At 54.3% G+C, this 21,291-nt stretch carries 16 protein-coding genes; 7 read left to right on the forward strand and 9 right to left on the reverse strand.

All coding sequences use genetic code 11. From position 1 onward, the window contains the following. Positions 1-104: 104 nt before the first annotated feature. A complete protein-coding gene (locus FEF65_RS05765) occupies positions 105-1,517 on the reverse strand; it encodes a ribulose-bisphosphate carboxylase (protein ID WP_138238845.1) in 1,413 nt (470 codons plus the stop codon). Positions 1,518-1,687: 170 nt separating this feature from the next. Between FEF65_RS05765 and FEF65_RS05770 the strand changes: the two genes are divergently transcribed. From FEF65_RS05770 to cmoB, 3 genes are all read left to right on the forward strand, one after another. Beyond that, a complete protein-coding gene (locus tag FEF65_RS05770) occupies positions 1,688-2,602 on the forward strand; it encodes a LysR family transcriptional regulator (RefSeq protein ID WP_138238846.1) in 915 nt (304 codons plus the stop codon). Positions 2,603-2,715: 113 nt separating this feature from the next. Continuing rightward, entirely contained in the window at positions 2,716-3,432 is a 717-nt protein-coding gene (cmoA, locus tag FEF65_RS05775) for a carboxy-S-adenosyl-L-methionine synthase CmoA (RefSeq protein ID WP_138238847.1), read from the forward strand. Next, complete coding sequence (gene cmoB / locus FEF65_RS05780; RefSeq protein WP_138238848.1) at positions 3,429-4,418, forward strand: tRNA 5-methoxyuridine(34)/uridine 5-oxyacetic acid(34) synthase CmoB; 990 nt, start codon at positions 3,429-3,431, stop codon at positions 4,416-4,418. Before cmoA ends, cmoB begins: the two co-directional genes overlap by 4 nt. Before the next feature lie 109 nt (positions 4,419-4,527). Here cmoB and FEF65_RS05785 read toward each other — a convergent pair whose 3' ends face one another. From FEF65_RS05785 to FEF65_RS05800, 4 genes are all read right to left on the reverse strand, one after another. Next, positions 4,528-4,908 (reverse strand): response regulator, encoded by a 381-nt coding sequence (locus FEF65_RS05785; protein ID WP_138238909.1) that lies wholly within the window; start codon positions 4,906-4,908, stop codon positions 4,528-4,530. 118 nt (positions 4,909-5,026) lie between these two features. Further along, positions 5,027-6,136 carry a chemotaxis protein CheB gene (locus FEF65_RS05790; protein WP_138238849.1) on the reverse strand — a complete coding sequence of 370 codons (1,110 nt, stop codon included), beginning with the start codon at positions 6,134-6,136 and terminating at the stop codon, positions 5,027-5,029. Beyond that, positions 6,129-6,521 (reverse strand): response regulator, encoded by a 393-nt coding sequence (locus FEF65_RS05795; RefSeq protein WP_138238850.1) that lies wholly within the window; start codon positions 6,519-6,521, stop codon positions 6,129-6,131. The genes FEF65_RS05790 and FEF65_RS05795 overlap by 8 nt, the downstream gene beginning before the upstream one ends. A 200-nt stretch (positions 6,522-6,721) precedes the next feature. After that, positions 6,722-10,045 carry a hybrid sensor histidine kinase/response regulator gene (locus tag FEF65_RS05800; protein ID WP_161595187.1) on the reverse strand — a complete coding sequence of 1,108 codons (3,324 nt, stop codon included), beginning with the start codon at positions 10,043-10,045 and terminating at the stop codon, positions 6,722-6,724. 310 nt (positions 10,046-10,355) lie between these two features. On the opposite strand from FEF65_RS05800, the gene FEF65_RS05805 reads away from it, so the two are divergent. Continuing rightward, positions 10,356-12,869: a methyl-accepting chemotaxis protein gene (locus tag FEF65_RS05805; RefSeq protein WP_138238852.1), complete on the forward strand. Its 2,514-nt coding sequence runs from the start codon at positions 10,356-10,358 to the stop codon at positions 12,867-12,869. A gap of 85 nt (positions 12,870-12,954) precedes the next feature. Here FEF65_RS05805 and FEF65_RS05810 read toward each other — a convergent pair whose 3' ends face one another. The 4 genes from FEF65_RS05810 to FEF65_RS05825 all read right to left on the reverse strand — a co-directional run bounded on the left by FEF65_RS05810 (position 12,955) and on the right by FEF65_RS05825 (position 18,295). Beyond that, positions 12,955-14,250, reverse strand: a complete 1,296-nt coding sequence (locus FEF65_RS05810; protein ID WP_138238853.1) for an adenylosuccinate synthase — start codon at positions 14,248-14,250, stop codon at positions 12,955-12,957. Positions 14,251-14,354: 104 nt separating this feature from the next. Further along, on the reverse strand, positions 14,355-15,311 hold the full coding sequence (locus FEF65_RS05815; protein ID WP_138238854.1) for an ATP phosphoribosyltransferase regulatory subunit: 957 nt from the start codon (positions 15,309-15,311) through the stop codon (positions 14,355-14,357). Positions 15,312-15,323: 12 nt separating this feature from the next. Further along, positions 15,324-16,913 (reverse strand): phosphoglycerate dehydrogenase, encoded by a 1,590-nt coding sequence (gene serA / locus FEF65_RS05820; protein WP_138238855.1) that lies wholly within the window; start codon positions 16,911-16,913, stop codon positions 15,324-15,326. A 224-nt stretch (positions 16,914-17,137) separates the two neighbouring features. Further along, complete coding sequence (locus FEF65_RS05825) at positions 17,138-18,295, reverse strand: pyridoxal-phosphate-dependent aminotransferase family protein (protein ID WP_138238856.1); 1,158 nt, start codon at positions 18,293-18,295, stop codon at positions 17,138-17,140. Positions 18,296-18,500: 205 nt separating this feature from the next. Here FEF65_RS05825 and rnd point away from each other — a divergent pair, with 205 nt between their 5' ends. The 3 genes from rnd (at position 18,501) to FEF65_RS05840 (ending at position 21,212) form a co-directional block, all read left to right on the forward strand. After that, positions 18,501-19,697 (forward strand): ribonuclease D, encoded by a 1,197-nt coding sequence (gene rnd / locus FEF65_RS05830; protein WP_138238857.1) that lies wholly within the window; start codon positions 18,501-18,503, stop codon positions 19,695-19,697. Beyond that, a complete protein-coding gene (locus FEF65_RS05835; RefSeq protein WP_238701208.1) occupies positions 19,679-20,323 on the forward strand; it encodes a hypothetical protein in 645 nt (214 codons plus the stop codon). Before rnd ends, FEF65_RS05835 begins: the two co-directional genes overlap by 19 nt. A 76-nt stretch (positions 20,324-20,399) precedes the next feature. Further along, positions 20,400-21,212, forward strand: a complete 813-nt coding sequence (locus tag FEF65_RS05840; RefSeq protein WP_138238858.1) for an exodeoxyribonuclease III — start codon at positions 20,400-20,402, stop codon at positions 21,210-21,212. The last annotated feature ends 79 nt before the right edge of the window (positions 21,213-21,291 follow it).

Genomic DNA, 21,291 nt, shown 5'->3' on the forward strand with positions numbered 1-21,291 from the left:
GTAAGTACAGGAAAAATGACTCGGGCATCATGCCCTCGCCCTGCGGACGGACAAAAAAAATGCCCCCACCGAGGTGAGGGCATTTTCCATTGCATCATGCAGGCTTACTTGTGTACGCCCAGCTTGTCGCGCCAATCCGGGAAGAGCTTGTCCGCATCTTTCGGGAAAGACTCGAATGCGCGTGCAAACTCAGGGTGAGTCTTGGCGTACTCGATCGGATCAGCACCGGTCTTCCAGCACTCATATGCCTGACCAAGAGAGATACCACCGGCAGCAGGGCTGTCGATGTGGCCGAAGGAACCGCCACCACAGGTATTGATCACGTTGCCGTGGCCCAGGTTTTCGAAGAAGCCTGGCAGACGCAGTGCATTCATACCGCCGGAGATGATCGGAGCAGTCGGCTTCATGCCATACCACTTCTGGTAGAAGTATGGGCCCTGGCACTCGTCACGCTCCAGCATGTATGCCAGTACGGTTTCCTTAGCGTGGCCTTCCATCTTGCCGTAGCCCATGGTGCCGGTGTGGATACCGGAAGCGCCCATCAGACGGGACAGCTTCATGTAGCACAGCGGATCCATGCCCATTGGAGACTTGTAGGAGGTCACAGCGCCGTGACCAGCGCGGTGGAAGTGCAGGAAGGTGTCCGGGAATGCACGACGTGCAGTGGTCACACCAGCAGGACCGGTTACGAAGCCGTCGATCAGGAATGCAACGTGCTTTTCGTTACCATACTTGGCGAACTCGCCCAGAATGTACTCACCGCGCTTGATGCACTCACCATGGAAGTCGGCAGTCGCGTTGGCAGAGAACAGCTTGGCCTGGCCGGTTTCCTGCTGAGCACGATCCATTGCTTCAGCAACCTTAGGAATCACAACTTCCATCGGGCAGAATGGCTGGTTAGCCTGTGGCTCATCGTTCTTGATGAAGTCGCCACCGAGCCAGAAGTCATAGCATGCCTTGGCAAACGGCTCAGGACGCAGACCCAGCTTAGGCTTGATGATGGTACCGGCGATGTAACCGCCGTCCACTTCCGGACGACCCAGAACGCGCCACAGATCAGCAATACCTGCAGAAGGACCGTCGAACTTCTTGATCATCTGCTCAGGAACCAGGAAGTCCAGCATACGCAGACCAACATGGTCGCCCATGCCCTGGTTGTTGCCGAGGATCAGAGACCACATGTGAGATACGTTGTAGCAGCCATCGATCAGGTTCGGGTCGAACAGCTCAACAGGGTAAGCAATCTTCATCAGACCGCCGCCCTTGACAGGGTCGTCGCCGAATGCAGTTTCGTCTACTTCATAAACCAGTGCGTCAACGCCGCGGGTAAAGTCGTCAGTCGTGGATACTTCCACGTTGGTACCGGTAGAAGATTCAGCAGCAACATGTGCAGCAACTTCCAGGAAGCCATAGCCTTTTGCCGGAATCAGCTTGTATGCAACAAGCAGGTGCTTGCCGCCAGCAATCAGGTCCGCTTCATTCAGGCCCAGATTGGCGTAACGATTCGATTGATCCATTAGAGAGTACCCTCCAAATTTAGTGTGTAAACTAAGGAAGCTTGCGCCCCACTCCTTCGCGGCAGACATCTTAGACCTCTTCAGCGATGTTGGGAAGTTTAAAAGTTGCTTTCATAAAGTAAAATAAAAGGTTATGATGTGATACATAAATAATTCCTATGGGTGGAAAAATGAATATCACACTCAGACAATTAAGAATCCTCGAAGCAGTTGTAGAGCATAACAGCTATACCGATGCAGCCAAGGCACTGTTCATGTCTCAGCCGGCTATTTCGATGCAGATCAAACAAATGGAGCTACAAATCGATCTCCCTCTGTTCAATCGGGAGGGCAAACAGGTCATTCTAACCGAGGCAGGCCATGAGCTGCTTCACTACGCACAGAAAATCCGTCAACAACTGGAGGAAGCCGAGCTGGTACTGCAGGAGCTCAAGGGATTAAAACGGGGAAGACTGCACCTGACCATGGCATCAACAGCCAACTATTTTGCTCCCCAGCTGATTGCCGCATTCCACCGGGTCTACCCGGGTGCCCAGGTCACACTGGATGTAACCAATCGAACCGGACTACTTGAGGCGCTCGACAACAACAGCACAGACATGGTCATTATGGGAAGACCGCCTGTCGGTCACCAGCTGACATCAATCCGCTTTATGGATAACCCTCTGGTCATCATCGCTGCCCCCAGTCATCCGCTCACCCGGCAAACAAAAACGATTCCGCTCAAAGACCTTGCCGATGAACTGTTTATTGTTCGCGAACGGGACTCTGGTACCCGTATTGCTGCCGAGCGGTTTTTTGCCAGCCATGATATGCAGTTGAAAACGGCCATGGAAATGAACCGATCGGAAGCTATTAAACAGGCGGTCATGGCGGAACTCGGACTGGGTATCGTATCGTTACACACGATTGAGATGGAGCTGGCGCTTAAACGTCTGGTCGTACTGAAGGTCGAGGATTTTCCGATCATGCGCCACTGGTATATTGTCCATCGCGACAGTAAACGATTCTCCGCCATTCCCGAGGCATTCCTTAACTTTGTGGCCAGTGAGGCCTCCACCCTCCTGCAAATTCCCGCAGTCTAGGCCGGCCAGGACGGATACAATGACTTGTGCAGCGTAGCCGTGAGAGCAACAATCGACCGGCCTCTTCTGCACGACCAGTTTCCATGCCGCTGCTTTTACTTCAGATTTGCGCCATGCAGCGCGACGCTATATATATAGATGAAATTCACAGCAGCGGTTTCACCTTTGATGACAGGGTGGCCTCTGTATTTTCCGATATGATCAACCGGTCGGTCCCCGGCTATGCCCAGACCCTGCAGATGGTGGAGCTGTTATCCCATCAGTATGCACAGAATGGTTCCAACCTTTATGATCTTGGTTGCTCCCTCGGCGCTGCCACCCTGGCCCTGCGTCGTGGCAGTCGTGAGCGCCAGTGCAGGGTCATTGGCATTGATAACTCTGCCGCCATGATTGATCGCTGCAGGCAAATACTGGGTCATGAGGATATCGAGCTTCACTGCCAGGATATTCTGGCCACACCGATTGAAAATGCTTCTGTCGTGGTACTCAACTTTGTTCTGCAATTCATTGCGATTGAACAACGCCAGCAACTGCTGCAGGCCATTTGCACCGGACTCAGGCCCGGCGGCATTCTGATCCTTTCAGAAAAAATTTCTTTCCCTGATCCCCGCGAGAACCGTTTGCAGATTGAGTTGCATGAAGCATTTAAACGCGCCCATGGTTATTCCGAACTTGAAATCAGTCGCAAACGCACAGCACTTGAAGATGTTCTTATACCGGAACCACTCTCTACTCACCATCAGCGCCTTGCCGATGCAGGCTTCTGCTCATCGCATACATGGTTCCAGTGCTTTAACTTCAGCTCCATGATTGCCATCAAATCCGTATGAATACGCATTCCGCTCAAGCTGCCGGCTGGCTGCAGCCGTTAACTGCAACCACAGCTCTCACCCCTTATCACACAGGACTGGCGGAGGTGCTCACACGCGCCTTTACTGCATGCGAACAACATGGTGACTATGCTCGCTGGCAGCAGGCCATCGCTGCCTTGCCTGGCACCCGGCCCTCGTCGACTGAACTGGATACCGATGCCATTCGCATCGGTCTGAGCAGCGACCTCAACGATGAGGAGAGGACGAAGCTGGTCCAATCTTTACAGCAGCTGCATCCGTGGCGAAAAGGACCCTTTGACTATTTTGGCACCCGTATCGAAACAGAATGGCGATCTGACTGGAAGTGGGATCGCCTGAAAGATGCGATCACCCCGCTTCACGGGCGCACTGTTCTCGATATCGGCTGTGGCTCCGGCTATCATTGCTGGCGCATGCGGGGAGCTGGCGCAGAACATGTCATCGGCATCGACCCGACCATCCTGTTCCTGATGCAGTTTCGTGCAGCCCAACGCTATATACAGGATAGCCGTGTACAGTTCTGGCCCATTGGTATCGATGATTTACCTGCAGGCATGGCCTGCTTTGATACAGTTTTTTCGATGGGCATCCTCTATCACCGCCGATCACCGATTGACCACCTGCTGCAACTTAAGGATTTGTTGCGCAAAGGTGGAGAGCTGGTACTGGAAACACTTGTCGTAGAAGGAGATGAGCACCATTGCCTGCTTCCGGCTGACCGTTATGCAAAAATGCGTAACGTCTGGTTTCTTCCCTCCGTCGCCATGCTGGTACGCTGGCTTGAAAGAAGCGGATTCCGTGATATCCGCCTGGTTGACACCACCCCCACCACGACGGATGAGCAACGATCAACCGACTGGATGCGTTTTGAGTCGCTGGCAAACTACCTGGATCCGCATGACCCGACCCGCACCATCGAGGGCTATCCTGCGCCTCTGCGGGCAACAATGACTGCCATCAAATAACTGCCCGCTGCATGCATTATCGCCCTGGCTGGCCGATGCCATCAAGACGATTACAGCACGCTCCCGATGGTCGCGCATGCAAGCAGTGAATACATATGCATCGCCATTTTCAGCCCGGAAATGTTGGCAGCACGATTCGAATCACATCGAGAAGGCGTGCATGTGGCACAGGCTTAACCAGCCACCCGGCAGCACCGGCCTGCCTTGCACTGGCTCGCTCATGTTTCTCGGTTTCCGCCGTCAATATCAGAATCGGTACCCCCTCGAATCCGGGCAGCGCCTTGACCTTACGAATCAGTGTAATGCCGTTATCACCGGGCATATGCAGGTCGGTAATGATCAGGTCATACACCGCCACCGGATCCGCCTGCAACAATGCCATGGCATCCTCGGCGGACTCTGCAGTATCCACCTCAAAGCCCATGGAGGTCAGCATCACCTTCATGGTCATCAATATCGTCGGTGAATCTTCAACCACCAGTACCTTCATCTCGTCCACACTCCATCATAGCTGTGACCACCAGCCAGTTACGGCTCATGATCCCAGATACATCCTGTATACAATCACATCAACAAACAGCCTGGGAACACTGAAAGAATCAATCTCCCTAACCGCGAACCAGTTGAACCAGCTTCTCTCCCATCGCATGCAGCGGTATCTGCTCTTCTGCCGCCCCGATTTTCACTGCAGCTCCCGGCATTCCCCACACCACCGAACTATCCTTGTCCTGAGCGACGGTCCGGGCTCTTGCTGACCGCATATTTTTCAGCCCCGCAGCACCATCTTCGCCCATACCGGTCATCAATGCACCCACAGCCTTCGCACCAGCATGTTGCGCGACCGAATCAAACAACACATTCACTGACGGACAATGACCACTCACCTTATCCTGCCCGCCCAAACGGCAAACAAAGCCGGCGCCCTGCTTTTCGATATAGAAATGCTGATCACCGGCACCCACATAGATATGCCCCTTACAAATCTGTAACCCGTCACTTGCAGCCACCACTCGCATTGCGGTGGATTGATCCAGCCTGTCAATAAATGAGGCGGCAAACACCTTGGGGATATGCTGCACGATCAATACCGCCGACAGGTCAGCCGGCAAGGCCGCCACAACCTGGCGCAGTGCCTCGGTTCCGCCGGTGGATGCTCCGATGGCAATAATTTTATCGAGCATGGCATGGTGCGGCCTTGCCTCTGTCGGCGGCAGCTTCGAAGCCCGATTTACTGCAGCAGGCGATGCAGCCGATACTGCACCTTTGTCAGCATATTTGACCGCTGTTTCCCGTACCTGACGAATCAACTTATCTGCAAACACCCGGTCATCCCTGACAATCCCCTTCGCCGGCCGCAACAGCAGCGCTACCCACCCGGCACGGATCGCCTGTCTGCCGACATCACCTGATGGCAGCAACCGCTCAGACAGCAATACAACCGGCATGGGTGCAGCTCCGGCCAAATAGTTCAGGAAGCCCTCTGTCTGCTCTGTATCATGGTGATCTCCCAGCACCAACAGCTCCGGCTTGCGCACTTTTACCTGCATGCGGGCCATCATCGGATCACTGGCGACTCCAACCACCTCGATATGTTCCGCCTGACTCAATATATCTACCATCGCCATGCGCGCATTGGCATCGCCTTCAATCACCAAAACCCTGAGCACAGCCTTCCTTTTCTCTCCCTGATCAGGAGCCGATGCAAACCGATTAGCCAAGAGAAAACTCCATCACACAACTTAATTTATTGCGTAACTGTGGCCAGTTCACCGGCTTGCTGACAAAGTCCGAAGCCTCTACCGCCATGGCACAATCCAGTGCTGCCTGTCCTTCCAGAGCGGTAACAATAAAAATCGGCAGCGTATCGCCGCCGGGCAGCGAGCGAATCACCTCACAGGCAGCAAAACCGTCCATTTCCGGCATATCGCCATCCAGCATCAACAAGGCAGGTGAAAACTCGCGACAGGCCTCCACGGCCTGGGCACCATCCGATGCTGTCACCACACTGTAGCCATTCGCCTCGAAAAATTGTTTCAACAAAACACAAAACATCGGATCATCATCAGCCACAAGAACAGTGGCTCCTTTCTCAATCAGATTCATTCCACTTACCTGCCCTGATCTGTATCACCGTTACTCCCTCACAAAGGTTTATCATGGTTGCACTCATCCTGATGCGAGCCGATCAGGGAAGCGCGATTGCTTCGGTGTTGCCATGACCGGCCGCCAGATCGACTACGCAAACGCCTGATTGTGAGCCCCAATCACGATTTACCTCGGCCGACTGATTGTTCCGGAACCGCCTAGCGAACCTCATCCAGCCAGGCTGCCGAAAACGCCTGCTGCACCTCACTTACAGCCATCCGGAAGGCATTGAAGGTACCTGCAGCCGCTTCGATATCACCCTGCCTGCCATATATCTCAAGCTGATGACAAAGCTCCGCCAGCGGTTTGGCCATCACCGAGCTGCTCGCACCTTTCAACCGATGTGCATTGCGACGCAATGCCTCGGCGTCCTCACTGGCAAGGGCCGCTTCAATGGCAGCCACCTGTTTAGGCAACTCATCCATGTATGTATCAAGAATCATACCAATCCCGAAACCGAGATCTTCGCGCAGCTGACGCAGTGCTGCTTCATCAAGCACCGACAGATCTTCCCCGGCCTCATTTGCGGCCTGCTCCTGCGCCCTTACAACCGCCTCTGTTTTTATATGATCAGCTCCAATGATGACATCAGCATCCACCTCTTCCGGTAGTGGCAACCACTTTTCCAGCATCTCCTGCAGCGCTTTACCAGTCAGCGGCTTGGTTAAATGATCCACCATGCCGGCCTCAAATGTCTGGGCACGATCATCCAGCAATGCATGCGCAGTCAGTGCCACAATCGGAACCGGTACATCTCCGCCAAAAGCTTCCAGTGCACGAATTTCCCGCGTTGCTGCGATACCATCCATTTCGGGCATCTGCACATCCATCAGAATCAGGTCATAGTCATAGCGGCCGAACATATCGACCGCCTCCAGCCCATTGGCTGCCACATCGACATTGACCAGCCCCTGATGCGCCAGCAATCCGGTGGCAACCTGTTGGTTCACCGCATTATCCTCGGCCAGAAGAATGCGTTCATGTCGCAGGGCAAAATGACGCGGCTGCTCCGAAGCGGAAGCTGTTGTCCGCATCCCCATCACCGTCAGCAGGGTTTCAAACAACTGCCTCTGATACAGCGGCTTGTGAATAAATGCATCCAGTCCGTACTGCTGACAAAGACCGGGGTCAAAACTGACATCCAGCGATGATGTCAGTATCACTTTCAGAGAGGAAAGCGTATCCCGTTGCCGAATAACCCGGGCCAGGCTGAGGCCATCCATATGGTCCATCTGCTGATCAATCAGAATCAAATCAAAGCTTTGCTCCTGCAGCATATGCAGAGCATCGCTACCGCAATCGCCGGCCTCCACCTGCATGCCCCAGAGTGAAAACATATCGACCAGCATTTGGCGGCAACGGCTGCTTTCGTTGACCACAAGGATGCGCCAGCCTGAAAATTCATCCCGATAACAGTGCGGTCCATCTTCTACAGCCACCCCTTTGGCCAGCGTCAACTCAAAATAGAAACATGAGCCCTTGCCCGGCTCGCTCCTGACCGCGATCTCTCCGCCCATCAAGGCAACGAGACGCTTCACAATCGATAACCCCAAACCGGTACCACCATGTTTGCGGGTATCTGTACCATCTGCCTGGGTAAACTCATCAAAGAGCCTGGCCTGATCTTTGGCCGAAATGCCGGGGCCGGTATCACACACCTGAAACCGGACTGTCATCGCCGATTCTGTCTCGCTCACCAGATCAGCGGCGATCATAATTTCACCCGCTTCAGTGAATTTTACGGCATTGGATAACAGATTCATCATCACCTGTTGCAACCGGTGTGCATCCACCAGCAACAGGTTCGGCAGCAGGGGCAGCTCCCTGACAATCAGCTCCAGTTTCTCCTCACCCTTATGTAGTTTATTGGTAAACAGCTTGGCAACACGCTCTATGACTTCATTCGGACTGGTATCGGTCGGCTTCATCTCCATCAACCCCGCCTCAATCTTGGAGTAGTCAAGAATATCGTTGAGAATCGTCAATAACGCCTGGCCACTGTATTGAACGGATTTAAGGCTCTCCCGCTGCATCGGCTGCAACTCCGAAGAGAGCACCAGCTCGGTTAAGCCGAGCACGCCATTCAACGGCGTTCTGATTTCATGACTCATCGTGGCCAGGAACTGGCTCTTGGCAACACCGGCCTGCCTGGCCTCGATGACAGCCGCTTCCAGCTTGCTGTTCTGCGCCTCAAGTGTTGCTGCCAGCTTTGAAAGCTCTGAGGTCCGCTGCTCCACTTTACTTTCCAGCTCCACATTCATGCGCTGCAACTCTTTGCGGGATGAAGCCATATGAAACAGAAGCTGGCGCAATGCATTACCAAGGCGACCGATTTCATCGTTGCTCTTCACCGGAAAAACGACTGATTCATCACCGTAGCCAAGTCGAACGGCGACTTCGATCATCTGCTGGATCGGCCTGACCATACGCCGGGCTAGCAGATATGTGATCAACCCCAGAGCGAGTGCCAGCGCCAGCGTCATCCACAACATCCTGTTGCGCAACCCCAGTGATTCGGCGCGCAACTGATTCAGCTCGGTATATGCCCCCAGTTGCAGATATGATGCGTGTGGGTCATGGTGATCATCAAGGTGAACGCGGCCCAGCTGCAACACAACCCCTCGCTGATCGAAAAGATATTCATCCGTATTCTCGCCGCGAAAACTGTAGCTGCGGTGCTCACTCGCACCTGCCAGATCATAATCCCCCTGCAACGTGGAGACTCTGCCATACTCAAAGGCCATCGCTTTTGAATCATTCGGATGAATCAGATAATCACCATGCTGGTTGGCCAGAAACACATTGTGTTGCGTTCCCTCCCCCAGCAACACGCTGGAAAAGAGTTTCATATCGACACTGATCACGAGAATCGCCAGCAGCCTCGCCCTGCTGTCATAGACAGGGGTTGAAACCCTGAGCATGGGCCTTGCCGGCTGACTGATCTGCCCGCCCTGTTCCCTGTCGAGCGTTACATCGGAAAAACGGATCTGACCTGCCTTGAGCTGAAGACTCCCCTTGAAGTAGCCACGACTGCCTTTCGGCTGCAAATGATTTTTTGCAATCACTGAAATTTGGTCACCGATTCGCGCCACCCGTACAAGCTCGCGTCCATCCGCAGCCAAACCGATCAACCGGATCTGATAGTACATGTCACGCTGGGTCAAAACCGTTTTAAACAGCGATTCAATATCCCGGAAATTCATCCAGCTGATATCTGCAACGCCAGGCTGATTGGTCAGGAACGAGCCCAGAATTTTAATCTCCTGTGCATTGGCCAGAAAGGTCATATCATTGCGAATCAGACGAATCTGATTTTCCAGTGCTGCCACATCCTCATTCATTTGCAGCGAGAGATTATGCACCGCCTCTTTTTCAAGCAGGTCATCCGACTCCAGGTAGGCCATCCAGGCCACCCCGATCACACCGAACAGGGTAATCACAAAAGAAAGCAGAGCGAATTTGACTGGCAGTGATATATACATGGATGCAAGTTCCCCGACTTTCGGCAGATGATAAGCCTCCCTGTATAGCAATGCTGGTGCCATCCGCATCATCGCATGAGACCAATGGGCTTCTTCCTGATCCTTTTATCCCCTCCTGATTCCGGTCTCTGCTGGCCGAATCAACACCTCCCACGCTTTGGCATCAAACTTTCTTATCCGCCCAGTCACCGGGGGGAGGCGCGGCGACTCTGTCAGCACTTCCATACGATCCATGGACGGACGCCACAATCCGGCAGGATAGCAGTCAATCAGCACCTCCCTGGTGATGGCCTATGCCAAGGAGTGAAGCGTGCGAAAAAATCTTCCCGTTACCCAACTGGAACATGTCATGAATAGCGATGAGGTTCTGGTATCCCGTACCGACCCGAAAGGTATCATCACCTACGCCAACAAGGCTTTTTGCGATATCGCCGGATACGCTGCCCATGAATTGATCGGAAAACCCCATAACATCGTTCGACATCCTGATATGCCACCAGCTGCATTCAGAGATCTGTGGGAAACCCTGCAAGCGGGCAAACCGTGGAGCGGCATTGTAAAAAACAGATGCAAAAATGGTGATTTTTACTGGGTGGTCGCCAATGTATCACCGGAGTATGACAGCGACAGAAAACTTACCGGCTATATTTCGGTACGCACAGCCCCGACACGGGCACACATCGAGCATATTGAACAAGTTTACCAGCATGTGAATGCTGGCAAGGCCCGGCTACCGGCCACATTGCAAACCCGATGGTATAAAAAAATCCCGTTAAAATTTGTGATGATTGCATCCGCAGTCACCTCTATTACAACCATCATCACCTTGAGCGCGCTGTCACTTCATACCCTGCAACAACAAAAAATGGATGCCGATCTGCGCACAGACGCATTGCCACTGATCAGCTCGATACGCAATGTCCTTGAGGTGCTGCCACAACATCGGGGCATGAGTCACGTCTGGTTACACGGTGTAAAAGAGAACGAGCGTAAAATCTTTGAAATTGAGCAGAACATAGACACCGCCATGCAACAGCTACTGTTGCAAAGCGAAAGTTCGCAGATCGCAGAGGCAGGCAGTGCGGTGAAACAGATACAGAGCGACTGGAATACCCTGAAAGTTCGCTGGAAAAATGAAACCGCCAACAAGAGTTTCGAGCAACACTCGGCATTGATTCATCAACTGCTGGCGTTATCTCAAAACACTTATCATCAGGGAAAAATCGTCAGTGATCAGGCGCTTGATATCATCCACCTCGGTGGCTTTATGTCGGAAACAATACCTGAACTGAACGATGCACTGGGACGCATCCGTGGCATCGGTGCCGGCATTGCGGCATCAGGAAAATTCAGCTCCGATCAGCGTGATACCCTGATCAGGCTAAGCATTCAGGCAGAGACATTGCGTGACGGACTTGTTGATGAGCTGGAGCATGTTATCACGCGATATAATCCCTCCCTGAACAAGAGCCTGTCACCACATATCGATGCATTAAAATCCAGCAGCGATGTTTTTTTCAACAGGGTACACAGTCAGATACAGCAGCCGGACAAAGTCATACTCGACAGCACACAGTTCTTCGATCAGGGCACCAATGCCATTCAAAAGTCACTGGCACTGTTTGATGCAATGAATCATAACCTCTCCTCCCTGCTGATACGTGAACAAGCCGAGGTCACTCGCAGCTACCATCTGACCATCGCCATGGCCGGTAGCGGCATCCTGTTATCGTTACTGCTGGTCCTGTTTATGATGCACAAAACCTTTGGCCCGCTCAAAGGCATTATTCGCGGCATGCGCCGAATTGTGGAGGGCAATTGCAGTCAGATGCCGCGCAAATATGCCCATGATGAACTCGGCGATATCGTTGATGATATGCGCGTCATGCAGGCGATTCTGCAATATGAGGTATTTGAAGGTAAGGCTGCAAACGCAGCACGGGAAGCAGAGCAACGGCAAATGGCTGAAGAAAAGAAACAGGCCCAGGAAACCCTTGCCCGTGACTTCGAGAACAAGGTTGGTTCACTGATCGCAGGACTCAGCAATGAGGCATACAGGGTCAGCAAAGAAGCCCGCGACATGGGAAGTATTGCAGAAAAGCTTGCCACCCAGAGCGGCAATGCCCTCTACGCTGTCAATATGGGCAGCGGTAATGTGAACAGCACAGCCGCAGCCATTGAGGAGATGTCCGTCACCATTGCCGACGTATCCAAACAGATCGGGGACAGCAGGGTCGTATCAAGTCAGGCCGTGCTACAGGCAGACTCAGCCACCCGGATGATGAATCACCTGGACTCTGTAGCCACCGAGGTCGGATCGATCGTGAATACCATTCGTGAGATTGCCGAACAAACCAACCTGCTGGCACTGAATGCCAGCATTGAGGCGGCCAGGGCGGGTGATGCCGGGCGAGGCTTCTCGGTTGTGGCCGGAGAGGTCAAAGAGCTGGCCAACCAAACCGCCAGAGCAACCGATAACATTCGCCGTCAAATTGATGAAATCCAGACCGAAAGTCATCAGGCCTCCGAGGCCATCGAAGCCATCTCGCAAACCATCAAGGCCATTAACCAATACAGCACTGCTATTGCAGAGGCCATGCAGCAACAAACGCTTGCAAGTCAGGAGATATCGAACGCAGCTCAACAGGCCGACAGCAGCATTCACGATGCGCGTGTATCCGTGGAGGAGCTGGCCAATGCGGCAGAAAATGTCGATCAATCCTCGGGCGAAATGACCAGCTTAACGGAACTCATGCTGCAACGAACTGAAGAGGTACAGCATGGTATCCGGGAATTTGTCGACACGCTTCGCCAGCGTGCATAAACCCTTGATAAAACAGATCCGGCCCCGCCTTCCGCCACACCACACGATGTCACGGAAGACGGGGCCGGATGTATATCAGCAAGAGTTACAGGTGAATAATATGCTTACGATCCGGGCCGGTTGAAAGCATGGTGACCGGACAATCACACACCTCTTCGATGCGACGGAGCAATGCCTGTGCATTGGCAGGAAGCTGATCCAGCGCTGTTGCGCCAAATGTCGACTCATTCCAGCCAGGCAGCGTTTCATACACAGGGGTCACCGCCTCCAGTCGCTTGCAGCAGGCCGGCACAGACTCGATACGCTCTCCATCCAGCTCATAGGCAACACACAACTTCACCTCGGCAAGACCATCCAGCACATCCAGCTTGGTAATAGCCAGACCGGTTACACCATTGATGCGAACCGCATGCTGAACCACCACGGCATCAAACCAGCCGGTACGACGGGGACGCCCGGTGGTTGAGCCGAACTCGTGCCCCTTCTCTGCCATATGTTTACCAGCCTGCTCGGCATCACACATCCCTTCAGCATTATACAGTTCAGTCGGGAACGGACCTGCGCCCACACGAGTGGTATAGGCCTTGCAGATACCCAGCACCTCATCCACCTGTTTAGGGCCAACACCCAGACCGGCAAGGGCTGCACCGGCAACGGTATTGGATGAGGTGACAAACGGATAGGTACCATGATCCACATCAAGCATGGAGCCCTGTGCACCTTCATACAGCACCGAATCCCCTGCCTTGATGCGGCGTTGCAGGATCAGCGGCACATCGGCGGCCAGCGGCAGCAGACGCTCCCGGGCCAGATCCAGTGCACGCTCGACGTCTGCACGCTCAACCGGAGCTGCATTCAGATAGCTGGTCATCATGAAATTGACATATTCCAGGTTGGCATCGATACGGGCATCGAGATCATCGGAAACCAGATCAACCAGACGGATACCGCGACGAGCCGTTTTATCCTCATAGCACGGGCCAATGCCCTTGCCAGTGGTACCGATCTTGTTTTTACCCTTGGCAACTTCACGCGCTGCATCCAGTGCACGATGGTATGGAAGAATCAACTGGCAACGCTCGGAAATCTTCAAACGCTCTGAAACCGGAATCCCCGCTGCCAGCAGCATATCCATCTCCTCGACCAGGCGGAACGGATCAACGACCGTACCGTTACCGATCAGGCAGAGGGTGTTGTCATGCAGAATGCCCGAGGGAATATGATTCAGTACCGTCTTCTGATCACCGATCACGAGCGTATGGCCGGCGTTGGGGCCACCCTGAAAGCGGGCAACGACATCCACATCCGGTGCAAGCAGATCAACGATCTTGCCTTTACCTTCATCACCCCACTGAATTCCAATTGCAATTGTATTTTTCATCTCAATCCCCAAATTGTTTCACCACAAAGGCCCAGGGCACAAAGGGTTTCATCTATCAATCTTATAATCACTTTTGCCAACAGAAATGCATACAGCAGCTGCTGTCAGAGTGCATCCAGCCAGGCCCACAGGTCACAGGAGAATCCGGTCGCAGCCATATCACGACCATGTGCAGACATCATTGCATCATAACGACCACCATGCAGCAATGCGTGCGCAACACCATCGGCATAACCGGTAAACAGGATGCCGCTATGATACAGGAAGCGCGGCATCACCGCTGCATCGGCATGCAGCTGAACATCACCCTCCATCCGTTCACCCACCTCATCCACCAGTGCCAGCAGCTCGTTGGCAGCATGAAGGAAATGTGCACCGAAATCATGGCGCCTTGCATCAATCCATGCCCGATCCGCTACACCGGTGGCCAGATCAAGCAGTGCGGCCCGGACCTGCTCGGTCAGTGGCTGATCCTCAAGTGCGGCCTGCAGATCATCCGGTGAACGCCGGCGCAACAATGATGTCCACGATGCCAGCGACATCGTGCTGCCCGCGACCAGTGCCTCCAGCAGACCGATATGGCCGACCAGCAACACAGGACTTTTGAACCCCGCCGACAGCATACTGTTGGCAGCCAGGTGCAGCACTTCAGCATCACCACTGGAGCCGGTGACACCAAGACACTCGATGCCCGTCTGCCACTGCTGACGGGAGCCGCCACGCAGTTCAGGCCGCGCCAGCATCACCGGACCGGAGTAACTCAACCGCAACGTCTCGGCATGCAGCAACCGTGTGGCAGCAATGCGGGCAATCTGCGGCGTAATATCGGAGCGCAATGCCAGCAAACCGGCACCGGCCGGATCGGTAAACACCACCGTCTGATCGGCCAGAAAACGGCCTGCACCGGACTTCAATGCATCCGGACGCTCCACCAGCGGTGGAATCACCTCTTCATAACCCGCCTCTGAAAACAGCTCCAGCAAGCGTAATTGCAATGAACGCAGTGACTGTGCACGCGCTCCAAATGTATCATCAAGACCTATAATCGGACGATTTGTCATGCCCCTATAACCTCACAACTCGCCCAGCTCAGCAAAGCGAACCATTAACATATTCGGCAGTTCCGAAAGCTGAGCCAATACCTGCTCATCCGGAACTGAATCTACCTGTATCAGCGCAACCGCATTGCGCACATCTTCACGTCGGCCAAGACGGAAGTCACCGATATTGATATCGGCACTGGCGAGAATCGAGCCAATCGCTGCGATCACGCCGGGCCTGTCCTCATTCTGCAAAAAGATCAGGTTTCCAGCCGGTGCAACTTCGATCCCACACGTGTCAAAACTGACAAGACGAGGACGTTTCTCATCAAACAGAGTGCCGGAAACACAACGGCTTCCCTCATCCCCCTCCACCTGCAAACGAATCAGCGTGGAAAAATTATCGGAATGCTCACATGCCGTCTCAACCAGCTCAATCCCCCGCTCCCGGGCCAGCATGCCGGCATTGACTTCATTCACCTCTTCCATGCTCCGGGAGAGCAACCCCTGCAGCACGGCATTCACCAGCGGCTTGCGATTCACCGTAGCGGCATGCCCCTCGAACTGCAGGCTCAGACGTGAATACCCGGGCCGCATGGTCTGGCCAATAAAGCTGCCCATCCGGCTGGCAAGCAGCAGATATGGCGCCAGCTGACGCTTCTCCTTCTCCGTCAGCGATGGCACATTCACCGCATTGCTCACCGCGCCGGCAAGCAAATACTGACTCATCTGCTCGGCAATCTGCACCGCCACATTTTCCTGTGCCTCATCGGTCGATGCACCAATGTGTGGAGTAAAACTGACATTCTCCAGCTCAAACAGAGGATGTTCGCGCACCGGCTCATGCTCAAATACATCCAGAGCCGCTGCCCGCAAATGGCCGGATTTGCAGGCCTCATACAGCGCATCCTCGTTGACAATACCACCGCGGGCGCAATTGACAACAATGGATCCTTTTTTCATTGAGGCAAGAATCTGCGCATCCACCAGATTACGTGTTGCCGGCAGCAGTGGCACATGAATCGTCAGCACGTCGACCATCGCTGCAAGTTCGGCCACCGTCGCCACCTTGGTCACCCCCATGGCAGCAGCCCGCTCATCGGAGATAAAGGGGTCATATACATACACCCCCATATGCAACCCCTTTAAACGATCGCAAACGATGGCACCAATATTACCGGCACCGATCACACCGGCCTTTTTGCCGGTCAGTTCCATGCCCATGAAACGTGATTTCTCCCAGCGTCCGGCGCGTGTGGAGGCCGTTGCCTGCGGAATCTGGCGCGCAGCAGCAATGATATGGGCCACAGCCAGCTCGGCAGTGGTGATGGTATTTCCGAACGGCGTATTCATGACCACAATGCCACGGCGCGAACAGGTTTCGACATCGATATTATCAACCCCGATACCAGCCCGGCCAATCACCTTCACCCGTTTGGCTGCATCAAGCAGGGCTCCCTTCAGCGTCGTGGATGAGCGGACAGCGATCCCGTCATAGTCGCCGGCAATGGCAAGCTTTTCCTCATCGGAAAGACCGGGCCGATAATCGACCTCCACGCCGCGTGCCCTGAAAATCTCAATGGCACGTTCACTCATTTTATCGGCTATCCAGACTTTGGCCATGACACATCTCCTCTCACATCAAAATTGCTAAGACTACCGCAACGACCGACGCCCCCGCTAAGGAAGCGCTGATTCATTCGGCGCTTCCGAGCGAGCCATGGACGGCTCGCCAAATCAGACGCGTAAGTGCCTGATTTGTAAGTAAAGACAAAACCACGCTTTTGTCTTTACGAACTGATTTTTGCCAGGATGGCAATAAATCAGCATCTCCATAACGGACTGCGTCAGGCCTCAGGGAAACGCCCGACCAGAATGGCCTGCGCTGCCGCCACACCTTTGCCCATATCGACCGGATATCTGAAACGATTCAAGGCAATTTCCAGCGCACTGATAGCCGTCACGACATCGAACACATCATGATAACCCAGATGCGCAATACGAACGATCCGGCCACTCAACTGCCCCTGCCCTCCGGCAAACGTGACACCCATTTTGTCGCGCAGAAACCTGACGAAATCACCGCCATGAATCGACTCGGGAATATATGCCGCCGTCGCCGATGTAGCCGGCGCCCGCGATACCTGCGCCAAACCCAGGGCCGCAATCCCCGCACGCGTGGCTTCTGCCATCAATGCATGACGGGCATATATCTGCTCCAGCCCCTCCTCCAGCATCATCTTCAGCACTTCATTCAGCCCGACAATCAATGAGGTGGCAGGCGTCCATGCTGTTGTGTCCTTGCCCTTCACCTGATTCCGGCGTTCAGTTTCAAGATCGAAATAAAAGCGACTGCAACGGGCCGAGGCCGCAATGTTCCGGTATTTTTCCGAACAGGCGATCATGGCCAGCCCCGGTGGCAACATGAATGCCTTCTGCGAAGCCGATATGACAACATCCAGCCCCCATGCATCCATGGGCATATCCATCACCCCGAGCGCGGTGATGGCATCCACCACCGTCACACAACCATCCATGCCGGCGGTCAGTGCTGCAATTTCGCGAATCGGGTGATCAGTGGTGGTCGATGTCTCGGATGCCTGAACAAACACCCCTTTGGCCTGCGGGTGGGCTGCAAGTGCTGCTTTGATATCAACAACAGTGACCGCATCGCCCCATTCGGCCTTCACCTCAACCGCGTGAACGCCATATTTTCCGGCAATTTCGCCCCAGCGCTCGCCGAACTTGCCGCCATTCACATAAATAATCGTATCACCGGGTGAGCAGAGATTGGCAAGCGATGCTTCCATCGCCCCCGTACCCGAAGAGGAGAGCAGCAATACGTCATGAGCCGTCTGAAATACCTGCACCAGCATCGCCCGTGTTTCGGCAAAAACAGCAGAAAACTGCGGCGTCCGGTGATGAATCATCGGATGAGCCATGCGCAGCATCACACGTTCAGGAACAGCCGTCGGACCGGGAGAGAGCAAATACTGTTTAATCAACCAAGGAGCTCCGGTGTCAGGATTAGCACACCTGAGTCGGAGTGCGTGGGTACTCTATAGCCGCCCCCTGATGGGTCAATGTTCAATCATGGCCAGCTCATTTTCATGGCAAATCGATGTGCGGAACGCCCTTTGAACCTCTCACCCGTCGCCGGATAGTGATTTATTTCATGCACTTCGCTGAGCGGATGGATATAGTTCAGCCATGGCGAATTTTCAATTTCAATTCATTGATACACCGGAGCAACTGGAAAAGGCAGCTGCAGCAATGGCAGCCTGCCCGGTACTCTGCGTGGATACCGAGTTTCATCGCGAATCCACCTATTATCCGGAGTTTGCACTGTTGCAGATTTACGGCAACCAGCAATGCTGGGTGATCGACCCGATTGCACTGACCAATCTCGACCCGATTTGGGATATTATGCGCAACCCGGCCATCCTCAAGGTCTTTCATGCCGCCCGTCAGGATGTCGAGATCATCTTCAAGGAAGCCGGCGCCCTGCCTCTTCCCATGTTTGATACCCAGGTTGCCGCAGCCCTGCTCGGATATGGCCAGCAGGTTGGCTTTGGCAATCTTGTTCAGCGCATCACCAAAAAAGCTCTGGCCAAGGGAGAGTCCTTTACCGACTGGAAGGCCCGCCCGCTCACCAAAAAACAGCTCGAATATGCCGCAGATGATGTGATATGGCTGATGCCGGTTTACCAGCACCTGAAAGAACGGCTTGAGGCCACCAGGCGAGCTGAATGGCTTGAAGAAGAACAGCAAACACTCTGCTCCCCTGCCACCTATCAACCGGATGACAACGATGCATTCTGGCGGGTTAAGGGCGTCAACAAACTGAAAGGCCGCCATCTTGCCGCCCTGCAGGCCATGTCGGCATGGCGTGAACGCAACGCCCGGCAGCGTGATATTCCGCGTCGCCGTATGATTGCGGATGAACCGTTGCTTGAGCTTGCTCGCCGGGACACCCTGAACATCGACACCATGCAGCGCATTCGCGGGCTCAATGCCGGCTTCATCAAGCGCTTCGGCGATGAGCTGGTTATCTGCTGGCAACAGGGTATGAACACCGAGGAGTCGTCCTGGCCGGTCGTTGAAGCCCGTAAAGGCAACACATCCGGAACCGACCTTCGTTTGGAGATGCTCGATACGCTCGTGCGCCTTAAAGCCGAAGAGGGCGAAATTTCAACCACCATTCTGGCCAGCAAATCCGATCTTTCCGAGCTTGCCTCCTGGGGCTATCGCTGCAAGGGGGAACCGCCGGAGGTCAGCTGTCTGCACGGATGGCGCTATGAGCTGGTCGGCCATGATCTTCTCCGGCTGCTGCGCGGTGAAATCTGTCTGCATCTGAATCCGAAAACAGGGATGCCAACCATCTCTCCGTGTGTGCCACCACTTTGAAACGCTGTTACTCGATCGACGCATTGTCGGCTGCCGGTGACAAGGCATGGCGACTGCAGGATGACGGCCAGTGGCGTCCCTGCACCTATGCCGAGCCGCTGCAGCCGCATGATGCCCGCATCACGGACAACAAAGAGGCCGAATACTGGCCGGGGCGCCGCCTGAAAAAAGACAATCAGGGCGCATTGATCCCTCAGCAGAAAGCCGGCGTGTTTGACTTCCTGATGCGCGGCATCTTTGCCCATGTGGTCACCCATCACCTTGAAGAGGTCACGCTACCGGAGCGCAAGCAGATGGAGTGCTGCATCGCCGACTCCCCTGCCGGCACACCGTGGCTGCTCTACCTGGATGCCGATGGCGGCTTTCACACCATGAATACCGCCACCCACTCGATTATCGGCAACCTAAATATTGCCGTACGCGGTGAAATCTCTTCAAGCCCCGACTTCACCGGCCCGCTGGCTGTCACCGATGAGGGACTGATGGACCGAACCTACCGCCAGTTTCTCGGCGGCTGGCTGGAACATTTGAACACGTCGCGCATGAATGTTTTCGTCCCGGATGTTGAAAAACTGAAGGAAGAGGCCGACTACATCGAGGCCATCCGCAACTGGCGCCACGAATAACACCGACAAAACCTGCTGTTCACACCGGCGCTTTATCGTAACTTGCCCCTACCTCGTCATTTAGTAACCTCTGCTGATGAATATCATCACTGCAAATTTAAATGGCATCCGGTCTGCAACCAAAAAAGGATTCTGGGAGTGGTTTGAGCGCCAGGATGCCGACATTCTGTGCCTGCAGGAGTTAAAAGCTCACGCCCACCAGCTCCCGCCTGAATCATTGCATAGCGACTATCACCGTCATTATCACTTTGCTGAAAAACCGGGCTACTCCGGCGTTGCCCTCTATTCACGCACACAACCGGATGCCGTTCACATCGGACTGGGGGCGATCGATCCGACCACCGACTGGTCCCGCTTTGATCGCGAAGGACGCTTTGTCATGGCTGATTTCGGCAAATTATCCGTCATCTCCGTCTATTTTCCATCCGGTTCCGGGAGCCCTGAACGGCAGGCGGGAAAAATGGTCTTTCTGGAGCAATTCCTGCCTCTGATCCGACGTCTGCAGGATGAGGGGCGTGAACTGATCATCTGCGGCGACATCAATATCGCCCATGCCCCGATCGATCTGAAAAACTGGCGGGGCAACAGAAAAAACTCAGGCTTTCTGCCCGAAGAGCGGGCATGGTTTGATCAATGGCTGCAGGCTGGCTTCATCGACCTTTTTCGCCAGCTCTATCCTGAGCAGGAACAATACAGCTGGTGGTCCAACCGTGGCCAGGCTCGCAGCAACAATGTCGGCTGGCGCATCGACTATCATATCTGCACCCCGGCCGTAGCCGCCTGCGGCAAAGCCGTCTCTGTTTTCACAGACAGCTGGTTTTCCGATCATGCACCTGTGCTGGCGATGTTCGACCTGCCCTGCGCTCAATCCGCGTCAGCACCCGCATAATCGCCATTGCACTCATGAGCTTATATTAGTATATTATGCTATATCTCCGACAGACAAATCACGCAAGGAAGTGAACCGA

The sequence above is a fragment of the Mariprofundus erugo genome (assembly GCF_005818865.1).
Lineage (GTDB): Bacteria > Pseudomonadota > Zetaproteobacteria > Mariprofundales > Mariprofundaceae > Mariprofundus > Mariprofundus erugo.